This is a genomic window from Gordonia alkaliphila (genome assembly GCF_023017165.1).
GTDB classification, from domain to species: Bacteria; Actinomycetota; Actinomycetes; order Mycobacteriales; family Mycobacteriaceae; genus Gordonia; species Gordonia alkaliphila.
Genome location: NZ_JALKBW010000001.1, coordinates 531392 through 550359 on the forward strand (window position 1 = coordinate 531392; position 18968 = coordinate 550359).

General features: G+C 67.0%; 21 protein-coding genes. 6 read left to right on the forward strand and 15 right to left on the reverse strand.

Features of this window, described 5'->3' with window-relative positions; all coding sequences use genetic code 11:
• The first annotated feature begins 15 nt into the window (after positions 1-15).
• The 3 genes from MUG78_RS02545 to MUG78_RS02555 all read left to right on the forward strand — a co-directional run bounded on the left by MUG78_RS02545 (position 16) and on the right by MUG78_RS02555 (position 3065).
• Positions 16-249 (forward strand): DUF5652 family protein, encoded by a 234-nt coding sequence (locus tag MUG78_RS02545; protein ID WP_246991889.1) that lies wholly within the window; start codon positions 16-18, stop codon positions 247-249.
• A 288-nt stretch (positions 250-537) separates the two neighbouring features.
• Positions 538-1335 (forward strand): hypothetical protein, encoded by a 798-nt coding sequence (locus MUG78_RS02550; RefSeq protein WP_246991891.1) that lies wholly within the window; start codon positions 538-540, stop codon positions 1333-1335.
• A gap of 350 nt (positions 1336-1685) precedes the next feature.
• Positions 1686-3065 (forward strand): HNH endonuclease signature motif containing protein, encoded by a 1380-nt coding sequence (locus MUG78_RS02555; RefSeq protein ID WP_246991893.1) that lies wholly within the window; start codon positions 1686-1688, stop codon positions 3063-3065.
• Positions 3066-3292: 227 nt separating this feature from the next.
• Here MUG78_RS02555 and nadE read toward each other — a convergent pair whose 3' ends face one another.
• Positions 3293-4069 carry an NAD(+) synthase gene (gene nadE, locus MUG78_RS02560; protein ID WP_246991895.1) on the reverse strand — a complete coding sequence of 259 codons (777 nt, stop codon included), beginning with the start codon at positions 4067-4069 and terminating at the stop codon, positions 3293-3295.
• A 51-nt stretch (positions 4070-4120) separates the two neighbouring features.
• Between nadE and MUG78_RS02565 the strand changes: the two genes are divergently transcribed.
• Positions 4121-5203, forward strand: a complete 1083-nt coding sequence (locus MUG78_RS02565; RefSeq protein WP_246991897.1) for a GGDEF domain-containing protein — start codon at positions 4121-4123, stop codon at positions 5201-5203.
• A 29-nt stretch (positions 5204-5232) separates the two neighbouring features.
• Here the strand turns inward: MUG78_RS02565 and MUG78_RS02570 are convergent, their stop codons facing one another.
• The 9 genes from MUG78_RS02570 to MUG78_RS02610 form a co-directional block, all read right to left on the reverse strand.
• Positions 5233-6282: an EAL domain-containing protein gene (locus tag MUG78_RS02570; RefSeq protein ID WP_246991899.1), complete on the reverse strand. Its 1050-nt coding sequence runs from the start codon at positions 6280-6282 to the stop codon at positions 5233-5235.
• Between the two features lie 336 nt (positions 6283-6618).
• Entirely contained in the window at positions 6619-6804 is a 186-nt protein-coding gene (locus MUG78_RS02575) for a type Z 30S ribosomal protein S14 (RefSeq protein ID WP_246991901.1), read from the reverse strand.
• A gap of 1 nt (position 6805) precedes the next feature.
• Positions 6806-7384 (reverse strand): 50S ribosomal protein L5, encoded by a 579-nt coding sequence (gene rplE, locus MUG78_RS02580; RefSeq protein WP_246991903.1) that lies wholly within the window; start codon positions 7382-7384, stop codon positions 6806-6808.
• Between the two features lies 1 nt (position 7385).
• Positions 7386-7703: a 50S ribosomal protein L24 gene (rplX, locus tag MUG78_RS02585; RefSeq protein ID WP_246991913.1), complete on the reverse strand. Its 318-nt coding sequence runs from the start codon at positions 7701-7703 to the stop codon at positions 7386-7388.
• 3 nt (positions 7704-7706) lie between these two features.
• Entirely contained in the window at positions 7707-8075 is a 369-nt protein-coding gene (gene rplN / locus MUG78_RS02590) for a 50S ribosomal protein L14 (protein WP_246991914.1), read from the reverse strand.
• 231 nt (positions 8076-8306) lie between these two features.
• A complete protein-coding gene (locus tag MUG78_RS02595; RefSeq protein WP_246996764.1) occupies positions 8307-8585 on the reverse strand; it encodes a response regulator transcription factor in 279 nt (92 codons plus the stop codon).
• A gap of 177 nt (positions 8586-8762) precedes the next feature.
• Positions 8763-9797: a DUF8320 family protein gene (locus MUG78_RS02600; protein ID WP_246991915.1), complete on the reverse strand. Its 1035-nt coding sequence runs from the start codon at positions 9795-9797 to the stop codon at positions 8763-8765.
• Positions 9797-11008 (reverse strand): sensor histidine kinase, encoded by a 1212-nt coding sequence (locus MUG78_RS02605; RefSeq protein WP_246991916.1) that lies wholly within the window; start codon positions 11006-11008, stop codon positions 9797-9799. Before MUG78_RS02605 ends, MUG78_RS02600 begins: the two co-directional genes overlap by 1 nt.
• Positions 11009-11049: 41 nt before the next feature.
• Positions 11050-11697 (reverse strand): DNA-binding response regulator, encoded by a 648-nt coding sequence (locus tag MUG78_RS02610; RefSeq protein ID WP_246996766.1) that lies wholly within the window; start codon positions 11695-11697, stop codon positions 11050-11052.
• A 168-nt stretch (positions 11698-11865) separates the two neighbouring features.
• Between MUG78_RS02610 and MUG78_RS02615 the strand changes: the two genes are divergently transcribed.
• Both MUG78_RS02615 and MUG78_RS02620 read left to right on the forward strand, forming a co-directional pair.
• Complete coding sequence (locus tag MUG78_RS02615; RefSeq protein ID WP_246991917.1) at positions 11866-12630, forward strand: acetoacetate decarboxylase family protein; 765 nt, start codon at positions 11866-11868, stop codon at positions 12628-12630.
• Between the two features lie 61 nt (positions 12631-12691).
• The gene (locus MUG78_RS02620; RefSeq protein WP_246991919.1) at positions 12692-13204 is read left to right on the forward strand and encodes an MTB12 C-terminal domain-containing protein; all 513 of its coding nucleotides are present in this window, start codon (positions 12692-12694) and stop codon (positions 13202-13204) included.
• A gap of 275 nt (positions 13205-13479) precedes the next feature.
• Here the strand turns inward: MUG78_RS02620 and MUG78_RS02625 are convergent, their stop codons facing one another.
• The 5 genes from MUG78_RS02625 to MUG78_RS02645 all read right to left on the reverse strand — a co-directional run bounded on the left by MUG78_RS02625 (position 13480) and on the right by MUG78_RS02645 (position 18807).
• Positions 13480-14985, reverse strand: coding sequence for an IS1634 family transposase (locus tag MUG78_RS02625; RefSeq protein WP_246991921.1), 1506 nt, complete (start codon positions 14983-14985; stop codon positions 13480-13482).
• 107 nt (positions 14986-15092) lie between these two features.
• Complete coding sequence (locus MUG78_RS02630) at positions 15093-16031, reverse strand: hypothetical protein (protein WP_246991923.1); 939 nt, start codon at positions 16029-16031, stop codon at positions 15093-15095.
• Positions 16028-17290: an ATP-binding protein gene (locus tag MUG78_RS02635; protein WP_246991926.1), complete on the reverse strand. Its 1263-nt coding sequence runs from the start codon at positions 17288-17290 to the stop codon at positions 16028-16030. Before MUG78_RS02635 ends, MUG78_RS02630 begins: the two co-directional genes overlap by 4 nt.
• Positions 17291-17469: 179 nt before the next feature.
• On the reverse strand, positions 17470-17706 hold the full coding sequence (locus MUG78_RS02640) for an MbtH family protein (protein ID WP_246991928.1): 237 nt from the start codon (positions 17704-17706) through the stop codon (positions 17470-17472).
• 102 nt (positions 17707-17808) lie between these two features.
• Positions 17809-18807, reverse strand: a complete 999-nt coding sequence (locus tag MUG78_RS02645) for an alpha/beta hydrolase (RefSeq protein ID WP_246991930.1) — start codon at positions 18805-18807, stop codon at positions 17809-17811.
• Positions 18808-18968: the final 161 nt, after the last annotated feature.

Here is an 18968-nt window from a genome sequence, read left to right on the forward strand (position 1 = left end):
GGTACGGTGACAGCCATGGATAAGAAGAAGTGGAGTGACCTGTCCCGCGGACAGAAGGGCGCCGCCATCGCGGTCAGCGCCGTCGACGCAGGTCTGCGCGTGTGGGCCGGGCAGGATCTGGCTTCCCGGTCCGCAGCCGAGGTGAACGGTCCCAAGTGGGCGTGGGCCACCGGACTGTCGCTGGTGAACTCGATGGGTATCCTGCCGGTGATCTACCTACTTCGCGGCCGCAAGACCCCGCAGGCCTGAGCCGACCCGAGCGATCGTAGATCGCCGTACGACTTCTCGACCCCGTCTCCGTTGGGAGACGGGGTCGAACGCTTTCCGCAGCCAACGACGATCCCACTTTCCTTACGCCGCCTCACTGCCGATCACCGCCGACCGCGGCGGAGTCCCCCAAACTGGGGACTGCCTGTGATGTACATCACTGTTAGTCTCAAGGTGCTGGCGCAACTCCATCGCAGCCGAACGCCCGGGGTGCGGCAGGTCCGGCGATAATCCGCCGAGCGACCGACCAGCCTCGAGAATGGAGCACGCGTGAAGAAGCAACTCATCGTCGCAGCCTGCGCGACAGCAACCGCCCTGGGCTGCATAGCCGCAGCAGGCGAGGCGTCAGCTGGGCAGTACAGCATCAACGAAGGGCGCGTTGGAAGAGTCGACCTGGCCCCGGCTGCGGCGTGCCATGACCTTGTGAAATCACTCCGGATTACGCAGGACAACCCGACCGTTCACGCCCCCACGTCGGGAGAGGCGTGGGTGATGTTCCGGCCGATCGTCTACCTGCCCCAATCCGGCGAATGGCGGTTGGACCGCATCGATCGGCCGTGGAGCAACCAGATCCGCGTTCGACCTGGGCAGGTCGCCAGATGGCCCGGAGAATCCACGGTCCACTGGGAGAATCCCAACAATCAGGTGATGATGGCCTACCAGGTGCTCTTCTCACCAGGACCCATCCAGGTAGGCGGCAAACCCCACCAGAGACCGCAGACCCCGAAGACCGACCCGGACCGTAAGCAGCGAAGCAAGCCCGATTCCAAACCAGACACTCAAAACAAGCCGCGACAGCGCCAGCGGCAGCACCCGGGAGTCGTGAACAACACGCTGAGCACCCTCAACGCCGGGCTGACGTCGACCGTCCAGACGTCGTACACGATCACCGACCGGATGACCATCCGGATGCCGGGCACCAGTAGCGTGTGCACACGCACGTCTTCCGGAGTGGAGAACCTGCAGGGAATAGGCCCTCTCCCATACCCTGGAATGCCGTCCCCATTGTTCCCGCCACCATCGGCAATAGGACCGATCATCCTGGGTGACGACGCACCCGCCCAATAGCAGGCACGCATAAGGCGTCAGCCCCCGCGTTCAAAACCGCGAGGGCTGACGCCTTTGCCGTGCACAAACACTCCGCAGCGCCCGGGACGCCTCCATAAGTCATTCCCCAGCTCAGCCACAGCAAGCAACCAGGGACATTTGAGCAGGTAGAAGGCTCGCGAGCATTTTTCGAGAATCTTTCGAAAACAGTTTCGACGAACTGTTGTGCTAACTGAATATGAGGCGTAACTTGGAGTTGGACGATGCGGATACCTCTGCCCGTCTGCCGAATCGAGTGGCTGTCTGACCGACCGTCGGGCAGCTCGACCGGTTCATCGCTGTACCTACTCTCCGACCCGGAGGTGTCCCAGGTGGACGCAGCAGGCTTGACCGCACTCGCCGACTTCATGGTCGACGACGTCACCGACAACGACGACACCGTCGACAATCTCGCGCGCTTCCTGGCGCGTGTTCGCGCGGTCGACGACGACCGAGAACTCCTCGCCGTGACCGCGGCGCTCCTACGGCTGCGCAACGTGGTCGACTACTCGATCGCGGCCACCTGTGCGGCCATCGAGCGCAGCGGTCTGCCTGCCCGCAAGCATGTGCGGTCGGCCGCGGCGATCGTGACCGAACTCGGCGCGGCCCCAGCGGTAGCCCACCGGGCGGTTCGCATCGGGTGGGCGATCGCCGACGAAGGCCTGCGGGCAGTGACTCGTGGGATCCGCGACGGTGCGGTGTCGGCGGAGAAGGGCGACGCCGTCGTGACCGGTATCGGCCACGTGGAAGGTCGCGTCGTCGACCTCTCCGAAGTAGACCGCGCGCGCGTGGTGCATTCGCTGATGGTGCAGACCACCCCGGCGCGCGTGAAGGAGAAGGCCCGCGCGTGGGCGATCAAGCTCGCGCCGGTCGAGACCCCGGACGGTCAGGTGCCGGTCGCCGAGCGTGACGATCTGAACGAGATGACGATGGACCGCACCGACGACGGGCGCGTCGCCGTGACCATCGATTTGGACACCGTGGCCGCCGAGGAGTTGTTCGCGGCGCTGGATCCGCTGACGCGGCCGGTGCCGGAACCGGACGGTTCGAACGACAAGCGCTCGGCCAAGCGTCGCCGCGCGGATGCGATGACCCAGGTGGTCCGCACCTATCTGGCGCACTCCGAACGCCCGGAGTCCGGCGGAGTGCTGCCACACGTGACCCTGTCGGTGCCGGCGGCAGTGGTGATGAACGGGCAGGTACTCGATTCGGTTGCGGGACAGACTATCTCGATTCCGTTCGCCAACAGCGACACCGCCGTGCCGTGGCTCGGGTTCGGCGGGCCGATCTCCGCGCGGACCGCGGAACTGATCATGTGCGAGGCATCGGTGGCGATCGCGCTCCTCGACGAGAACGGTGTCCCGCTGAACGTGGGACGCGAGAAGCGACTGTTCACGCCGGCCATCCGCAAGGCGCTCGTGCTGCGCGACCGCGGCTGCGCGTTCCCGGGCTGCGGGTTGCCGCCGTCCTGGTGCGACGGCCACCACGTGGAGCACTGGGAGCACGGCGGGCAGACCTGCCTGGATAACGGCGTGCTGCTCTGCCGTCGCCACCACATGCTGATTCACCAGAGCGGCTGGGAAGTATTCATCGGCCACGACCGGCATCCCTGGTTCGTGCCGCCGGCCGACCCGGAGCATCCGAAGCGCTTCCGGGAACCGATCCCCTCCAACGCCCGGCGCACGCTGACGTTATTGCCCGGCGCGGCCTAAGCCCCGCGCTGCGACGCCTGTTCCGCGATCTGAAGTCCCAGCAGCGCCAGAAGTGCTGTCCGCCAACGACTCTCACCCTCGGTGAGATGTAGAACCAACTGAATGCAGTGTCGGGAGCCGGTCCCGGCGCGATGCGTTGTTTGAGAATTCCATACGGCCCCCGGTGGGGGCACAGCACAATGGCCTCCGTCTCCCCCGACAGGAAGGCGGAGACCATTGTGCGCGGGTCAGTGCGTCGACACCTCGTCGACGGCGACCGGCAGGTCCGGGACCAGGTGCAGGTACTCGGTCGTCTTCCGCTTCTGGTCGATGTCGCGGTAGACGCGTCGCACCTGATCCTCGTCCAGGTCGGTGGCCGCGGCCACCTGCTCGATCGGCACATCGTTGTTGAGCCCGTAGAGGCACAGGTCCATCCGCTGGTGCGGGAGGGAGAAGTAGAACTCCTCCTGGGACTGCGGGATCGAGTAGGTGTCGGTGGTCGACGGTCGTTCCCGGATCTCCTTCGGGACCCCGAGGTACTCGGCCAGTTGGTAGACCTGCCCCTTGTAGAGGTGCGCGATCGGCTTGACGTCGGCGGAACCGTCGCCGAGCTTCACGAAGAACCCTTGGTCGTACTCGAGCCGGTTCGGGGTGCCGGTGGTGACGTAGTTCAGCCGATCGGCGTGGTAGTACTCCAGCATCTTGCGCACCCGCTGCTTGAAGTTGGTCGCGGCCACGATGCCCAGGTAGGCCTCGGTGGTGAGGCGGTGGGTGCTCTGCACGCCGTCGGGATCCTCGATGACCACCGAGTACAGCCGGAAGCTGTCGGAGTCGACGACGCTGGGCAGGATGATCTTCGACTTGTACCCGGGACCGTAGTCGGGGACCACCAAGCGGATCGCGTCATCGCGGCGCCGGTAGCAGCCGGCCGCCTCCAGGATCGGCGACAGCTCTTCGAGCGCCGAGTCGATGCCGAGCGAGGCCGAGATCAACCTGCTCGACGCCCGCAAGGACATCGCCTGCATGACGCGACTGCTGCTCGCGGCAGTTCGCGACAAGCCGACGGGAGTCGCGTCATGATCGCGTCCGACTTCCCGATCTTCAAGGCTCGGACCCGCCGCAGCGGCGCGCTCGCCTTCGGGCGTCTCGACGTCCGGTCGGTCACCACCCTGCTCGCGATCGCCAGCGTTCTGCCGCTGCCCTTCGTGGCCGTCGCCGTGCCCGGCCTGCTCATTCCGGGCGGTCTGCCCTGGATGTTGGTCGTCTGGACCGCCATGGTCGGCGTCGTCGTCTACATCGCGATCCGAGGTTCGCTGAACGACGTCGAGTTCGCCGTCATCGGCACGGCCGGGATCCTCGGTATCGGCTTCGCCGCACACCTGATGGCCCACTACCAGCTGGCCTACCCGATCCTGGCCCTCGCGGTGGTCATCCCGACCATCGCGGCGCTCACGCCGTCGATACCGCTGATCGTCTGGTTGCTGACCTGCGCGGTGGGCACCACGGTGAGCGTCGCCATTCCCGGCGAGATCTCCGCCGGCGAACTCGTCATCGGCTTCACCGCCGCGCTGAGCGCGATCACGCTACCGGTGATTCTCATCGCGACCCTTCGATCCGCACTGCACTCCCAACTCGCCCACGAGGCGACACTGAGCGGCATCGACCCGCTGACCGGGCTCCTGAACCGTCGCGGATTCTTCCGCGAACACGCACTTCAGCAGCCCGCCGAGAACGAAGTCGACCCCTTCGGAATCCTGCTGATCGACATCGACAACTTCAAACGGATCAACGACGAGCTGGGCCACGTGCGCGGCGATATCGTCCTGCGCGACGTGGCCGACACGCTCGCGCGGACGGTGCCGGACCGGTCGCTCACCTGCCGCTACGGCGGCGAGGAGTTCTTGGTCTTCGTACCGGCCGAAACGTCCGCCGCGCTGTGCGAGATCACCGCGAAACTGCGCTCGGCGATCGCCGCGAGTACCCCGGTGACCGTGAGCGTCGGCGGTGTCCACGTTCCGCATCCGGTGCGCGTGGACATGGCGACCGGGCGCCGCGCCGAGCACCGGCTCGAAGACCTGATCGATCGTGCCGACGACTGCGGCTATCAGGCGAAACGTGCGGGCCGCGACTGTTCGGTCGTCAAGACGCTGGCCACCTGATGGCCGGGTAGGTCGACGCCGCGCCGCGGTCAGCCGAAGAGCGTCTCGGCGCCCTCGGGCATGCCCAGGTAGTAACCCTGCCCGTATTCGAAGCCGAGATCCCCGATCACGTCGCAGATCTCCTTCGTCTCGACGCCCTCGGCGACGGTACTGATCCCCAGCGCCTCCGACATGGAGCGGATCGCCGTGCACAATCGGCGGTCGACGTCGCTGTCCGGAGTGCGCGACACGATCGATCGATCGATCTTCACGGCGTTGACCGGCAGGTCCCGCAGGTAGCTGAGCGCCGAGTAGCCGGCACCGAGGTCGTCGACGATGATCCGAAAGCCCAAGGCGCTCAAGTCCTGCACCGCTCGGCGTGCCGGCGAGCGGAGGTCGATCGCGTCGTTCTCCACGATCTCGAGGCCGATTCTGCCCGTGTCCACCCCGGCCTCGCCCGCGGTTCGATACAGAAAGTCCACGGTGCCTTCGGCGAGCAGTTCTCGATGCGACAGGTTCACCGTCAGCATGACGTCGTCGCCGTGCCGTGTACTGATGTCCGCGTCCAGCGCCCTGATCCCCTGGCCGAGGACCGTGCGCCCCATCTTCACGATCAGCGACGTCGATTCGGCGACGTCCATGAACTCCGCGGGCCCCAGCAGGGTCTCGCCGTCGCGGCGCCAGCGCATCAGCGTCTCGAACCCGGTGATCTGCTGGTCGGCGATCCGCATGATCGGCTGATAGACGGGGATCACGTCAGCGGCCGAGCCGCGGGCCAGCGCCACCGCCAGCTGATAGTCCCGACGGATCTCGCTCATCCGGGCGTTACCGTGGATCGCGATGCGTCGCGAGCGCTGGATCGCCTCGGCGAGGGCCCCGTCGGCGCAGTCGATCAGCGTCTGCTGGGTCGCGTCGCGGTCGACTTCCCGCACGGTCCACGCGTCGGCGATGCCCAGGGCCGGATCGAGATAGCACTCGACCCCGACGACGTCGACCAGGAAGACTCCCGGCTCGTCGGCGACCACCGCGTACAGCGCCTCGAGCGCGCCGGTGTCGGCCGCGATCAGCCATCCGAGGTCGGAGCGCCGGGTGGTCTGCACCGCCTGCGGCAGCCCGCCGACGAGTTGCGTGATGAACGACTAGCCCGCTTCGGCCACGATGGTGCGCCCGAGAACGGCGGAGAGTCGGTGCGTCGGATCGATGTCGACGGCGACCACGAACCGAGCGCAGTCAGCTTTCAGCGTCATTCGTCCCCCACGCCTCCGCTGCCACATACGTGCATGTGCAGCGGATCCCCGGCTCCGCGGTCCATCAGGCGAGCATACTCCCATCCCCCGGCCGCGCGGGCCAACCCGCACACGACGTCGGCCCCGTCTCCCTTGTTGGGAGACGGGGCCGACGATCAAGCCGTCACGGCGCGGGGCGCCGCGTGGTTCTTACCAGCTCGACTTCTGCACGCCCGGCAGTTCGCCGGCGTGCGCCATGTCGCGCAGGCAGATTCGGCACAGGCCGAACTTGCGGTAGACCGAGTGCGGGCGACCGCACTTGTTGCAGCGCGTGTACCCACGCACCGCGAACTTCGGCTTCTTGGCGGCCTTGATCCGCAGAGCCTTCTTTGCCATGTCAGTTGTCCTTCGCGTTCGAGTCCTTGAACGGGAAGCCCAGGGCGCGCAGCAGCGCGCGGCCTTCCTCGTCGTTGGTGGCCGAGGTGACGACGGTGATGTCCATGCCGCGGGGGCGGTCGATCGAATCGATATCGATCTCGTGGAACATCGACTGCTCATTCAGGCCGAAGGTGTAGTTACCGTTGCCGTCGAACTGAGCGTCGCTCAGGCCGCGGAAGTCACGGATACGCGGAAGCGCGATCGACACCAGGCGATCCAGGAACTCCCACATGCGGTCACCGCGGAGGGTGGACCGGGCGCCGATCGGCATGCCTTCGCGCAGCTTGAACTGCGCGATGGACTTGCGTGCACGACGGATCTCGGGCTGCTGACCGGTGATCAGCGCCAGGTCGGCCACCGCACCGTTGATCAGCTTGGCGTCGCGAGCGGCGTCACCGACACCCATGTTCACGACGACCTTGACGACACCCGGGATCTGCATCACGTTGTCGTAGTTGAACTCTTCGTTCAGCTTGCCCTTGATCTCCTCGCGGTAGCGAGTCTTCAGGCGGGGCTGAGTCTTCTCAGAGGTGGTCATATCAGAGGTCCTTCCCGGTCTTGCGCGAGATACGGACGTTCTTGCCGGTCTCTTCGTCCACCCGGTAGCCGACGCGGGTCGGGTTGCCGTCGGAGTCCACGACCATCACGTTCGAGACGTGGATCGGGGCTTCCTGGGTCACGATGCCGCCGGACTCGGCGCCACGCTCGTTGGCCGAAGCAGCCGTGTGCTTCTTGATGCGATTGACACCCTCGACGAGGACGCGCTCGCGCTTCGGGTAGGCCTCGATGACCTTGCCCTTGGCGCCCTTGTCCTTGCCCGAGATGACGATCACGGTGTCACCCTTGTGAATCTTCATGGGTCAGATCACCTCCGGTGCCAGCGACACGATCTTCATGAACTTCTTGTCACGCAGCTCGCGGCTCACCGGTCCGAAGATGCGGGTGCCGCGGGGCTCGGTCTCGTTCTTGAGGATGACGGCGGCGTTCTCGTCGAAACGGATGTACGAGCCGTCCGGGCGACGACGCTCCTTGACGGTGCGCACGATGACCGCCTTGACGATCTCGCCCTTCTTCATGTTGCCGCCGGGCACTGCGTCCTTGACGGTGGCGACGATGACGTCGCCGACGCCGGCGTAGCGACGCGAGGATCCGCCGAGCACGCGGATGCAAAGGATTTCCTTCGCACCGGTGTTGTCGGCGACCCGCACGCGCGATTCCTGCTGAATCACTGCTGGTCTCCTTGACCTGGTCTGGATGTGTGCCGGATTGCCGACCCGACACACTCGGTCCGCTGCCACCGAAACACGCGCCTGCCTGGCACTTTCCAGCAGAGCTGGACGGTACCAGTGGGTTCGCGCGCCGATTCGCGGTGCAAGCACCGCAGGCAACCGCTCTAGTGTAGGGGTTCGCGCAGGCCAGCAGCAAATTCGTGGTGCCGGCCCGTCACCCCCGTCGGCGTGTCACCAACGATCGAGGTCGGTGTAACCGTCCTGCAGCGCCCGGGCGAGCAGGTGCGCCTTGGTGGGCGCGGCCCGTCCGGCGGCGTCGTACTTGGCCCGAATCCGCGAGATGTGCGTGCTCACCGTCGACGCCGAGATGTACAGGCTCGCCGCCGCTTCTTCCTTGGACTCCGCCAGCAGCCAGGCGATCAAGACCTCGATCTCCCGTTCGGAGAGAACCGGTCGGTTCGCCAGCGACCCCAGAATCCTGCGTTCCGCGTAATCGAAGTCCGCGTTCACCGCAGCCAAAGTCACAATCGTTCCCCTTCGCAAAACTCCCGACCGATACGGATCATCCCCCGCCGTCTCAGCCTAGGGAGCGCGCGATATGCCGGGTAGACCCAGAACTGGGGACACCCATCCACCCGCCGGGGCCTACGTCAATCCTCTGGACGACTGACACCGCAGGCGCTCTCGTCAGGCGCGGATCGCGCCGGTCAGATCGAACTCACGACGACGCTGTCCGTCGTCGTCGACCACGGACAGCGTGGCCAGCAGGTCGCGGCCGGGCGGGAGCAGTCGAACGGTGACGCCGTCGCCGGCGCCCGCTCGACCGAGCGCCGCCACGGTCTCCGCACGCAGGAGCTGCAGCCGCGCGGCGACCTCGTCGTCAGTGGCACGCAGGTCGTCGAGCAGCACCACGCGGGCTCCGCGCGCACGCGCAGCCCACACCTCGGCGGCGATGTCCAACAGTTCGAGTCCCGGCGCTCGGATACGGTCCCGCAGCGCCGCCTCGACGAGGCCGCACTCCGCGATGCGCGGAGGGTCGAGCGCACCGCCCAGGGCGATCTGCTCGAGCAGCGGCCGTGCCCGCTGTTCGAGATAGGTCAGCTGCCGTTCTCGCACTTCCATCGCTCCCTGGGCTGCGGCCTGCGCCACCACCTGGCGTTCGGTCTGCCGGCGCAGCGCGTGAATCTGCTCGGCCCGCGGCCGGACCATCACTTCGAAGAAGGTGGCGAGCAGCAGCACCGCGGTGTTGGGCATGACCGCGGCGACCAGCGCCGGATTCGGCCCGCCGATCTGTGCCGCGAACACCGTCACCGCCACGCTGAGGAGGAAGCCGGCCCACGCCGAGCCCAGTCGTCCGCGCACGCAGATGAAGGCAAGCACCGTCACCACACCGCCGGTCAGCGTCGCGTGCGCCATTCCGGGACGCTCCTCGGTGGCGACGGCGCCGACCAGCATCGCCGCCGACGGCAGGACGGTGGCCACCGCGGTGGCTCGCCAGTCCATGCGTTCACCCGGGGCGATCAGGACCAACAGCCCGGACACACCGAGCAGCGCCATGGCCAGGACGTAGGATCCCGGCGACGTGACGCCGCTGCCGGTGAGGCCGAGCACCAGGTACACCACGAGGAGCCCAACGGCCAACAGACCGGCGCTCGGCGACTGCATCCCGATGATCGCCGACAGATCGTGTCGCGCAGGCAACCACCACTCGCGTCGCTGCATCACTGACGGCTCCAGCGGAGACGGACCGTCGTGCCCTTGCCCCGCACACTGCCGAGTGCTGCGCTGCCGCCCGGAATGCCCTCCAGCCGCGCCCGGATACTCACCTCGATGCCGAGCCGTTCCGGGGGCACCTCGTCGAGGTCGAAGCCGTCGCCATTGTCGGCGACCGTCAATAGGATCCAGTCGGGACCCGCCTCCACCAGAATGGCCCGTTCCGCGTCGGCGCCGGCATGCATCACCGAATTGCGCAGGCCCTCGCCCATCGCCTCGGCCATGGCCCGCACCGCGTATTCGGGATAGCGCGGCACTGCTTCGTCCAGGCCTTCCTTGTTCACCACGCCTAGCGACGCATCGGCCTCTATCGATGTCGCCAGGGTGCGCAGCCTGGCCACCGTCTCGGCGATGGACAGTTCCGCATCGGCGGAGTCGGGACCGTCGTCGGCGATCAGTGCGAGTTCGTGCAGCGCCGATCGCGCCTGCTCGGCGAGCCGCTGATCGGGCTCGCGGGACTTGGCTGCCAGCAGGGTCGCGATCACCTGATCGTGGATCAGCGCGTCGAATCGGGAGCGCTCCGCGTTCCGAGCTGCGGCGCCGGCCGCCTCCGCGGCGGCGCGAATGGCCGTGGTCGCGCGCGTCTGATCGAGGAGTCGACCGACGCGGATTACCATGCGGAAGGCCACCACGAACGGCGCGGTGAAGGCGATGCTCCACAGGGCCTCCTGCCACAGCACCTCCAGTCCGGCACCGCGGGCGGCCTCGATGATGGCCGCACGTGCCAGCGAGCAGGCGATCAGCATCAATGCCGCATCGCGCAGTCGGTACAGCGCCAGCGCGAGTGCAGGCAGACCGGCGAAGTTGATCAGCCAACTGACCTGCTCCACTTCGGTGGTCTCGCCGCCCCACGCCAGGAACCAGCATCCGGACGCCGCCAGATAGCCGACCCCGCAGAGGTAGGCGAATACCGGGTGGAGGGCCGCGGACCGCACACGGAACGTCGCGAACATCATCAGCGCCGCGGGCACGAAGGCGGCCACCGCGGCAACGGGTGCGAACCAGTCGGCGACCAGCCCGGGCGGCTGACCGAACGTCGGGAGCGAGATCAGGAAGTAGACGCCGAAGCCCGCGGCCACGAACCGCGCCAACATGACCAGGAGCCGATCGGTTTCCGTCCGTCCCGAGACGATGGCTCCGCGGACACCGGTCGCCCTCACGTCGCCCCCTCGCCGATCACTGCGGAACCACGACAGCGCGACTATGGCTGGTACCCGTCGTCGGAGACCGACCGCTGCGGCATAGGCAGCCAGCCGTCTTCCACCGCCCGCTTGAACAGGTCGAGTTTAGTACGCGTCGGACGGCCGGCATCGGCGTATTTCTGGCGAATCCGCTTGAGATATTCGTTCACGGTGTCCGGTGCGACGCCGAGCTCGGCGCCGACGCTCGCGGACGTGCCGCCGGAGGCGTACAGGGTGAGCACGCGCTGCAGTTGGGGGCTCAGGTTCACCGCAGCCAGGTTCGGGTCGCCGTCGATCGCGGCCGCCCACTCGGTGGTGAGCACTTCCTCCCCGTGGCCTGCCGCGCGGATCGCATCGACGATCTCCTGCTCCGATGCCGACTTGAGCACCACGCCCAACGTGCCCGCACGCGCCGCAGAACGCAGTAGATCCGGGTGCTCGCCGGAGGTGTAGACCACCGTGCCGATCTGGTGCTCCGCCAGCCGACTGACGTTCTCCATCGGCGTGGTCCCGTCGCCGAGCCGTAGATCCAGCAGCACCACGTCGAGGTTGCGGGTCTGATCCAGCAGTGCGCCCACCGTGGTGGCGGAGGTACTGAGCTGCAGGTCGGGGACGTCTTCCAGAATGCGTTCGATACCCCACACCGGCGACCGGTGATCGTCGACCATCCCCACACGCAGGATGGTGCTGTACTCCTTCGCGGACACGGTCCCCTCCGTCTATTCACGATCCGAGGCACACACTCCGGTATGGATACCGGGGTCGTACACTTTGGTCTGCACAGTATCTGGCGGATACGACAACTCGGACCACTGTCACATCTACCCTTGGCAGACATGACCGCCAACCACTCGTACGACATCCTGGGCGCCACCGTCGCCCTCCCCGTGCAGATCCGCTCGGCCCGCTGCTTCGTGGCCGGATACACCGCGGACGCCGAGGCGGTCGGCCGGGCGATCGCCGAACGCGGCACGGCGGGGCTGCGTCCTTTGCAGATCCGTTCCGGCCGCGCGCTGTGCATGCTGGTCTTCGTCGAGTACCTCGACGGCGACCTGGGGCCCTATCACGAATTCGGGGTCTGTTTCCTGGTCGAGGACCCGGCCGCACCGGCCTCCTCCGGACTGGGTGCGCTGCGTGCGCTCGGCCGCGGCGACGCGCACGCCCTGATCCACGAACTGCCGGTCGACGGCGACTTCACGAGGGCGGCCGGCCGCGGCATCTGGGGCTTCCCGAAGATCATGGCCGATTTCGACGTCGACCACACGAGCCGCACCAAACGCGGCCGGGTGTCCGCGGACGGGCGACTCATCGCCGAACTGACCGTCCGGCCCGGCCTCCCCGTGCCCGGTGCCGGTTCCGAGACGGTCCTGCAGTCGTACTCGCAGCTCGACGGCGTGACCCGGCGGACCCCCTGGCGGCTGGGTTCCACCACGGGTACCCGCACCCGACTCGGCGGCGCCGCCCTGACCCTCGGCACGCATCCGATCGCCGACGAGCTGCGCGCCCTGCGCCTGTCCCGACATGCTCTCACCAGCAGTTCGGTCGCCGATCTCACGATGACCTTCGACGCTCCCCACCTTCTGGACGACGACCGGGGCTAGTCCCCCGCCCCGCGCGCGGGGTAGGTTAGGTTCACCTGACCATCGCATGAAGGATCTGAATATGCAGAAGACCCTGCGCAAGCCCGTTCTGGCCGTCGCCGCTCTCGCGGCCGGTGCCGCCATCGCCCTGACCGGCTGCTCCAGCGACAGCACCGACAACGCCACGAGTAGCGCCGTCTCGGCCGCGACATCGGCCACCGACCAGGTCAAGGCGGCCGTCGACGGCCTCGACAATGCCCAGGCTCAGGACATCCTGCGCACGGCCGTCGACCCGGCCACCCCGGCCGCCGACCTCGATAGCGTCGTCGACGCCGCTGATCCGGCGACCACGGCGGCACTCATGGGCTTCGCCAAGGGCGCCACCGCTGCCGGTTACACCCCGGACGCGTTCACCGTGACGTCGGTGTCCGCGGCTGAGAAGGTCGACGGCAAGGACGCCGCGACGGTGACCGTCTCGGTGAAGTCGCCGCACGTCCCGCAGCCCATCGACATGCCCCTCGTCTTCGTCGAGGTCGACGGCACGTGGAAGCTCAGCAGCGACGCGGTGACCCAGCTGGCCGCCATGGGCCGGTAAGTCTCCACCAGACGCACCAACCGCGCGCTCTCCGGCCGCGCCGATCACCCAGCGGTGGCCGGCGCGGCCGTTCCGTCGGCGGACACGCTCCACCGGTGCAGCGGCTCGCCGTCGGGTTCGACGGTGATCACCACGACCGGCTCGCGCCCCGGAGGCAGCACTCGCGCCATGAGACGGCCGGCCGGCAGTGGCCCGAGTTCCTCGACGACCAGCGCCGTGACGGTGCGGAGGACCGCATGCTTCTGGCGCTCGCCGAGCGCCTGACTTTTATCAATTTAGTGCGCACCTCGGATCGCACTGAGCACGTCGGCGAGGTCGTCCGGTAGTGGGTCGGCGGCGGTGATGATCTGGTCGCCGACGCGGATCTCGATGGTCCGGTAGCGGCGGGTGGTGGTCACGAACTTCTTGATCGACCAGCCTGTCCGTTCCTCGACCACCCGTGTCACCGCGAGTGCTGCCATCACGATCGCCAAATGCGCACGGATCGAGTCCTCGGTCCGGTGGTAGATCGGCCGCGCCGCCAAATCGCCCTTTGACATGCGGAAACTCTTCTCGATCCGCCACAGCTGATGGTAGGCGCCGATCACGAACTCCGGAGTCGGCCCATCGATGTTGGTGATGTAGGCCTTCCACCCGGCCAGCGTCCGCGCCTTCGTCTCCAACTCGCGATTGACGCTCTTGTCCGCGCCCTTGAGAGTGACGAACCGGTTCCGCTTGACCGGAATCTTGCCTTCCACGGCCTTCTCGGCTTTTCCTATCTGTTCGTTGATCCCGCGCAGGCTCCGCCGAGCCCGATCGGCCGAATACCGGTAATAGGTGACCCGGTTGCGCCGAAAGCTCGTCTTCGCGTGTGCGCGCTGGTGCTGGGCCAGGGTCAGCCCGTCCGCTGGCGTCTGATCGGGATGGTCGGCGACCCACTTGGCGATCTGGTACGGGATCGACGGCATCCGCTCACCGAGGATGAACGAAAGATCCTCTCGTTCAATCGCTTTCATGTTCTCCGCGGAGATCATGCCAGCGTCGGCGACGACGGTGACGTCGCTGAGGTCATGGGCTGCCATGAACTTCAGGACGGTCGGAACGATCGTGAGTTTCTCGCTCTTATTGCCCTCGAACGCCTCGATCAACAGCGGGAAACCAGTGGCGTCGGTGAGCATCCCCACGGTGATCTGCGGCTCGAGACGACGTTCTTTCGAGAATCCGGGTTCGCGGAATCCATCGGCCTTGTCCGTCTCGAAGTACAGCGTCGTGACGTCGTACAACACGAGCGTCGTAGGCCCCAGGCCTGCATGCTTGGCACACGCGGCAGCGAGATTCTGTCGCCAGGTGTCGGTGGCGTAGATCGGCAGGCGACGGTTCATCGTCGGATACGACATTGCCGGCACACCAACTTCCTCGAGGACACGGATCGAGTCGAGTTTGCTGGTGGGCTCAATGATCCGCGCCAACACCAGGTCGCGGAAAACCGGATCACCGCCGGTCGCGTCGTCGAAGCCGAGTTCGCGGTAGAGGTACTCGAGTCCATCCCACAGGTGCCCCATCCGTGAGGACTGGATCGGTAACGGCTCCGCTGAAGCCGGCACGACATCCGCAATGCCTAGGTCCAACTCGCCCTGACCTGCAGCAAGACGCCGCGCAGCCACGGCCTTGAGCGCGGCGTACTCGTCGTCGGTGTGCGCTGACCCGATGTGCTCGATCGACCGCGACCCCTTCCGCGAACCGTGAACGATCTGGACTGCTCGCGCTCCCGAAGCGGTCTTCACGGTCCGAACGTAGGCCATCCACCCACCCTATCGGCGATCCTTAGTGCACAAATCCAGCCCGAAACAGCTCTAAACCCGCAGGTCGCAACAAGCAAAGTCCAATATGTCCGAGTCGGTGATAAAAGTCAGGTGAGACGGCCGGCCGGCAGTGGCCCGAGTTCCTCGACGACCAGCGCCGTGACGGTGCGGAGGACCGCATGCTTCTGGCGCTCGCCGAGCGCCGCGGATCCGCCGTCGTCGAGCAGCGTGACCGTGATGTCCCGCTCGCGCGCCGCCCGCACCGCGGCGGCCAGGTCCGGATCGTCGAGCGCGGCCCCCCGGATGCCGTCGCGCAGACCGAGTTCCAGCAGGTGCACTTCGCGCAGGTCTGCATCGGTCAGCGGCGTTTCCGCGGCCACCCTCCGCAGAATGGGTCCCACCTGCGCCGAGAGCCGTTCGATCCGATCACTGCGCCGGTTGCGGGACGCCCGAGCGGTCCGGGTCCGCACCGCCGCCTCCTGGCGCCTGCCCTTCAGCGCGACAAAATCGCTGCGCACCCCCTGCAGCATCACCGCGGTCGCCGAGATGGTGAGAAAGGTGACGCCCAGGGCGACCGGGTACCCCACCCCCATCCAGCCGGTGAAGCCGAGCAGCTGCGCCGCCACCAACCCCGCCGCACTGATGCCGGCGAAGCAGCCCCAGGCCAGCCACGGGGCACCGCGAAAGACCATCAGCACCATGGCCAGCACGCTCGCCGAGATCACCGGGTAGTGGCCGGTGATCGACGGAGGGTCCCCCACCGCGATCGAGGCGCCGGCCATCGCTGCACTGGCGACAAGCCCGAGCGCGGCGAACCATCGACCCGCACGCCGGTCCCCGCTGTCCCAGAGGAAGACGAGCTGAATCAGTACCGCGGCCACCGCAACCACCGCGCCGACGGTCAGCCACCAGTACGCGGTCGCGTGCCGGGTCGGCGCGATCACCACCGGAACGGTGCCCGCCAACGCGAAGAGTGCCAGGACGAGCGCCAACCGCACCGGCTGCCACGGCCGGACCGTGGCGCTGCGGCCTCGCGTCGCCGTCACGCGGCAACCGTCCGCGGACGCCGCCACCGCAGCCGCACCCGGGTCCCCGAACCGATGGCGCTCTGCACGTCGGCGCTACCGCCGGCCAGACGGCCCATGCGCTCACGAATCGCGATCGGCAGCCCGATCGCCGTCGGCGGAAGCTGCTCCACGTCGAACCCGACGCCGTCGTCCACGACGTCGACGACCACTTCGTCGCCGCGCAGCACGATCATCGCCACGCACGTCGCCGTCGGTCCGGCGTGCAGGCGGGCGTTACGCACCGCTTCCACCGCGGCATCCGACAGCGCCACGGCCGCCTCGAACGGGTACTCGGCCGCGCGTTCGGCGTCGACGTCGACCTGCACCCCCTCGGCGCCGCCCACCTCGGCGACCGCGGTACTGAGCTTCTCGGCCAGTTCGTCGCGCGTCAGCGGCCGAGCGGGCGCCTCGGCATCGGCCGCCACCGACCAGTTCTCGAGTTCGTCGAGCACCGCCCGGGCCTGTTCGGCGGTGTGCGCGTCGATACGGCCCGAATGCAGCTCCGCGAGTACAGCGATGATTCGGTCGTGCACCAGCGCGTCGAGGCGCTGGCCTTCCCGGTCCCGCGCGATGTACCAGCTGCCCTGGCGCGCCGCCTTCAGCGCACGGCGGCGCTCGTGGTCGGTCCGATCGGCGATCACCACCACCGCCCACACCAGCGCGAGATACACCAGGGTCACGCACAGCGACCACAGGGTCGCCATCAGCAGCGCCACGTCGAGACGGCCGTAACTGAGCTGGCCGACGCCGACCGCCCCGATCGCCACGCACGAGACCAAGGCCAGGATCGCGAGCCGGGGACGATGCACCAGGATCAGCGCGACGGCGGGCAGGTGGGCATAGAGGCTCTGCAGTATGGGTCGATCCGCCACCCCGAGCAGGCCCAGGTGTGCCCCGGTCCACGCGAACTGCCACGCGATCACCGAGGACAGACACATGGCCCAACTCAGGAAGGCGACCACCGTGTACCCGCCGGACCGGCCGAGGAGCCCCGCGGTGAGCCACGCCAGCGCGCACACGAGCAGCCCGCTCAGGTGCAGCGGCGACCACCAGGACGCCACCAGCTCGTCGTACTCGTCGTACGAGGCCACGGCGAGCACGAACAGCGCCGTGTAGGCGGCCGCCAGCATGAAGGACCCGAAGCGCTGCGCCGCCGCCGTCGACGAGGGGCTGCCCGCACCCAACACACTCGCCGGAACTCGGGCGTCGGCGCGCGCGAGAAGGCCGGTGGGCGTCACAGACGTCCTTTCCACACAGTCGAAGTGATCGTCGTCGCAAGGGTACTCCAGGCCTCGCCGACCGGCTGAGATGCCGAACGGCCCGATTCCGCGGAGGGAACCGGGCCGATCGAAGGCCGTGACGCTCTGCTCGATGCTGCGTCGCGATCATCTCGGCGATCGCGATCGAGCCTGCCGGGTCAGCCGCCGGCACCCCGCTCGGCGGCGTCGCGGTCCATCGCGTCGATCAGGCTCTTGGGCCGCAGATCAGTCCAGTTCTCCTCGACGTACGCCAGGCAGGCGTCGCGGCTGTCCTCACCGAACACTTTCGTCCAGCCAGCGGGGATGTCGGCGAACGTCGGCCACAGCGAGTGCTGATTCTCGTCGTTGACAAGCACGAAGAAGCGTCCGTTCTCGTCGTCAAAGGGGTTCGTCATAAGGAATCTCCTCAGTAGTAAATCTATGGATCTCAGCGTCGGCAAGACCCACGGCGACACAGTCGGATGCTACCGGCCACCTGAAGGTTCTCCGGTGTCCGATCAGCGGATCGCAGCCCAAATCTGCGGCCAGGATGCCTTCAGCTCACGCTCCCAGTAACCCCACGAATGGGTACCGGCCGGCCGAATCACGATGGTCGCCGGAATGTTGAGCTGCTTCAGCCGCTGCTGCATGTTCAGGGTGCAGTACGTCATCGCGGCCTCGATCCCACCACCCAGCGCGATCTGATCGATCATCTTCGGGTCAAGATCGCCGAGCGAGTGGATCTGCTCGTCAGGTCCGGGCAGACCCGACATCGACGAGATGTAGAGGGACGTTCCGCGCAGCTTGTTCGCGTTGATCAGCGGATCGTGCTTCCGCCAGTCCGGACCGTCGAGCGGACCCCACATTTTGGTCATGTCCGCACCGATCCGCCCGACAATGACCTGGCGAATGAACTCCTGACCGATCGGGTCACTGGTCTGTGCGCAACCGCTGTAGGAGGCGACCGCCTTATAGTGCCCCGGCTTCTTGATCGCCAAGTTCAGCACCGATGTGCCTGCCATCGAGATTCCGGCGATCGCATTCTTGCCATTCGTGTTGTATCGCGCGGCAAGCAGCGGCGGCAGTTCCTTCAGCAGGAAGGTCTCCCACTTGCTCTTGCCGATGATCGGGTCAACCTTCTGCCAGTCGGTGTAGTACGAACCACCGCCGGCCAGCGGAGTCACGACATAGACGTGCTTGTTCTCGAAGAACTCCTGGTAGTCGGTCTTGTCTGCCCAGTTGCCCTCGCCTTCACCACCGGCGACACCATTGAGCATGTACAGCACCGGGGCCGGACGGCTCTGATCCTTCGGAACGAATACGTCGAGCGGGATCTGACGATCCATCGACTCCGAATAGACAGTGAGTCGCTGGTGCTGCGGCCCCAGGCTCTCGCTGTTCGAGATTCGCGACGGAGCTGCCGAAGCAGTTCCTACTCCAAGCAGACCGGAGCCGACCAGTACCGCGACAGCGATCACGGCGAAGTGGGCGACAAACGCCCGTGCGTGGATCTTCATTGATTCCCTTTCACAGCAGACATGCGGAATGATACCCGCGACTGTGGACACTTCTGACATCGATGACATAGCCGGCCACTCCGATCACCGAGCCACGTTCATTGTCCCTTCGCAGCGCCGCAACCATCAGAACCTGGGCGTACGGATGTCCGCCGGCCAGT

Coding starts and splice junctions, on each gene's coding strand:
- MUG78_RS02545 (WP_246991889.1), top strand. CDS start 16: ATGGATAAGAAGAAGTGGAGTGACCTGTCCCGCGGACAGAAGGGCGCC.
- nadE (WP_246991895.1), bottom strand. CDS start 4,069: ATGCAGGCGATGTCCTTGCGGGCGTCGAGCAGGTTGATCTCGGCCTCG.
- MUG78_RS02565 (WP_246991897.1), top strand. CDS start 4,121: ATGATCGCGTCCGACTTCCCGATCTTCAAGGCTCGGACCCGCCGCAGC.
- MUG78_RS02575 (WP_246991901.1), bottom strand. CDS start 6,804: ATGGCAAAGAAGGCTCTGCGGATCAAGGCCGCCAAGAAGCCGAAGTTC.
- rplE (WP_246991903.1), bottom strand. CDS start 7,384: ATGACCACCTCTGAGAAGACTCAGCCCCGCCTGAAGACTCGCTACCGC.
- rplX (WP_246991913.1), bottom strand. CDS start 7,703: ATGAAGATTCACAAGGGTGACACCGTGATCGTCATCTCGGGCAAGGAC.
- MUG78_RS02600 (WP_246991915.1), bottom strand. CDS start 9,797: ATGCAGCGACGCGAGTGGTGGTTGCCTGCGCGACACGATCTGTCGGCG.
- MUG78_RS02610 (WP_246996766.1), bottom strand. CDS start 11,697: ATGGTCGACGATCACCGGTCGCCGGTGTGGGGTATCGAACGCATTCTG.
- MUG78_RS02615 (WP_246991917.1), top strand. CDS start 11,866: ATGACCGCCAACCACTCGTACGACATCCTGGGCGCCACCGTCGCCCTC.
- MUG78_RS02620 (WP_246991919.1), top strand. CDS start 12,692: ATGCAGAAGACCCTGCGCAAGCCCGTTCTGGCCGTCGCCGCTCTCGCG.
- MUG78_RS02625 (WP_246991921.1), bottom strand. CDS start 14,985: ATGGCCTACGTTCGGACCGTGAAGACCGCTTCGGGAGCGCGAGCAGTC.
- MUG78_RS02640 (WP_246991928.1), bottom strand. CDS start 17,706: ATGACGAACCCCTTTGACGACGAGAACGGACGCTTCTTCGTGCTTGTC.
- MUG78_RS02645 (WP_246991930.1), bottom strand. CDS start 18,807: ATGAAGATCCACGCACGGGCGTTTGTCGCCCACTTCGCCGTGATCGCT.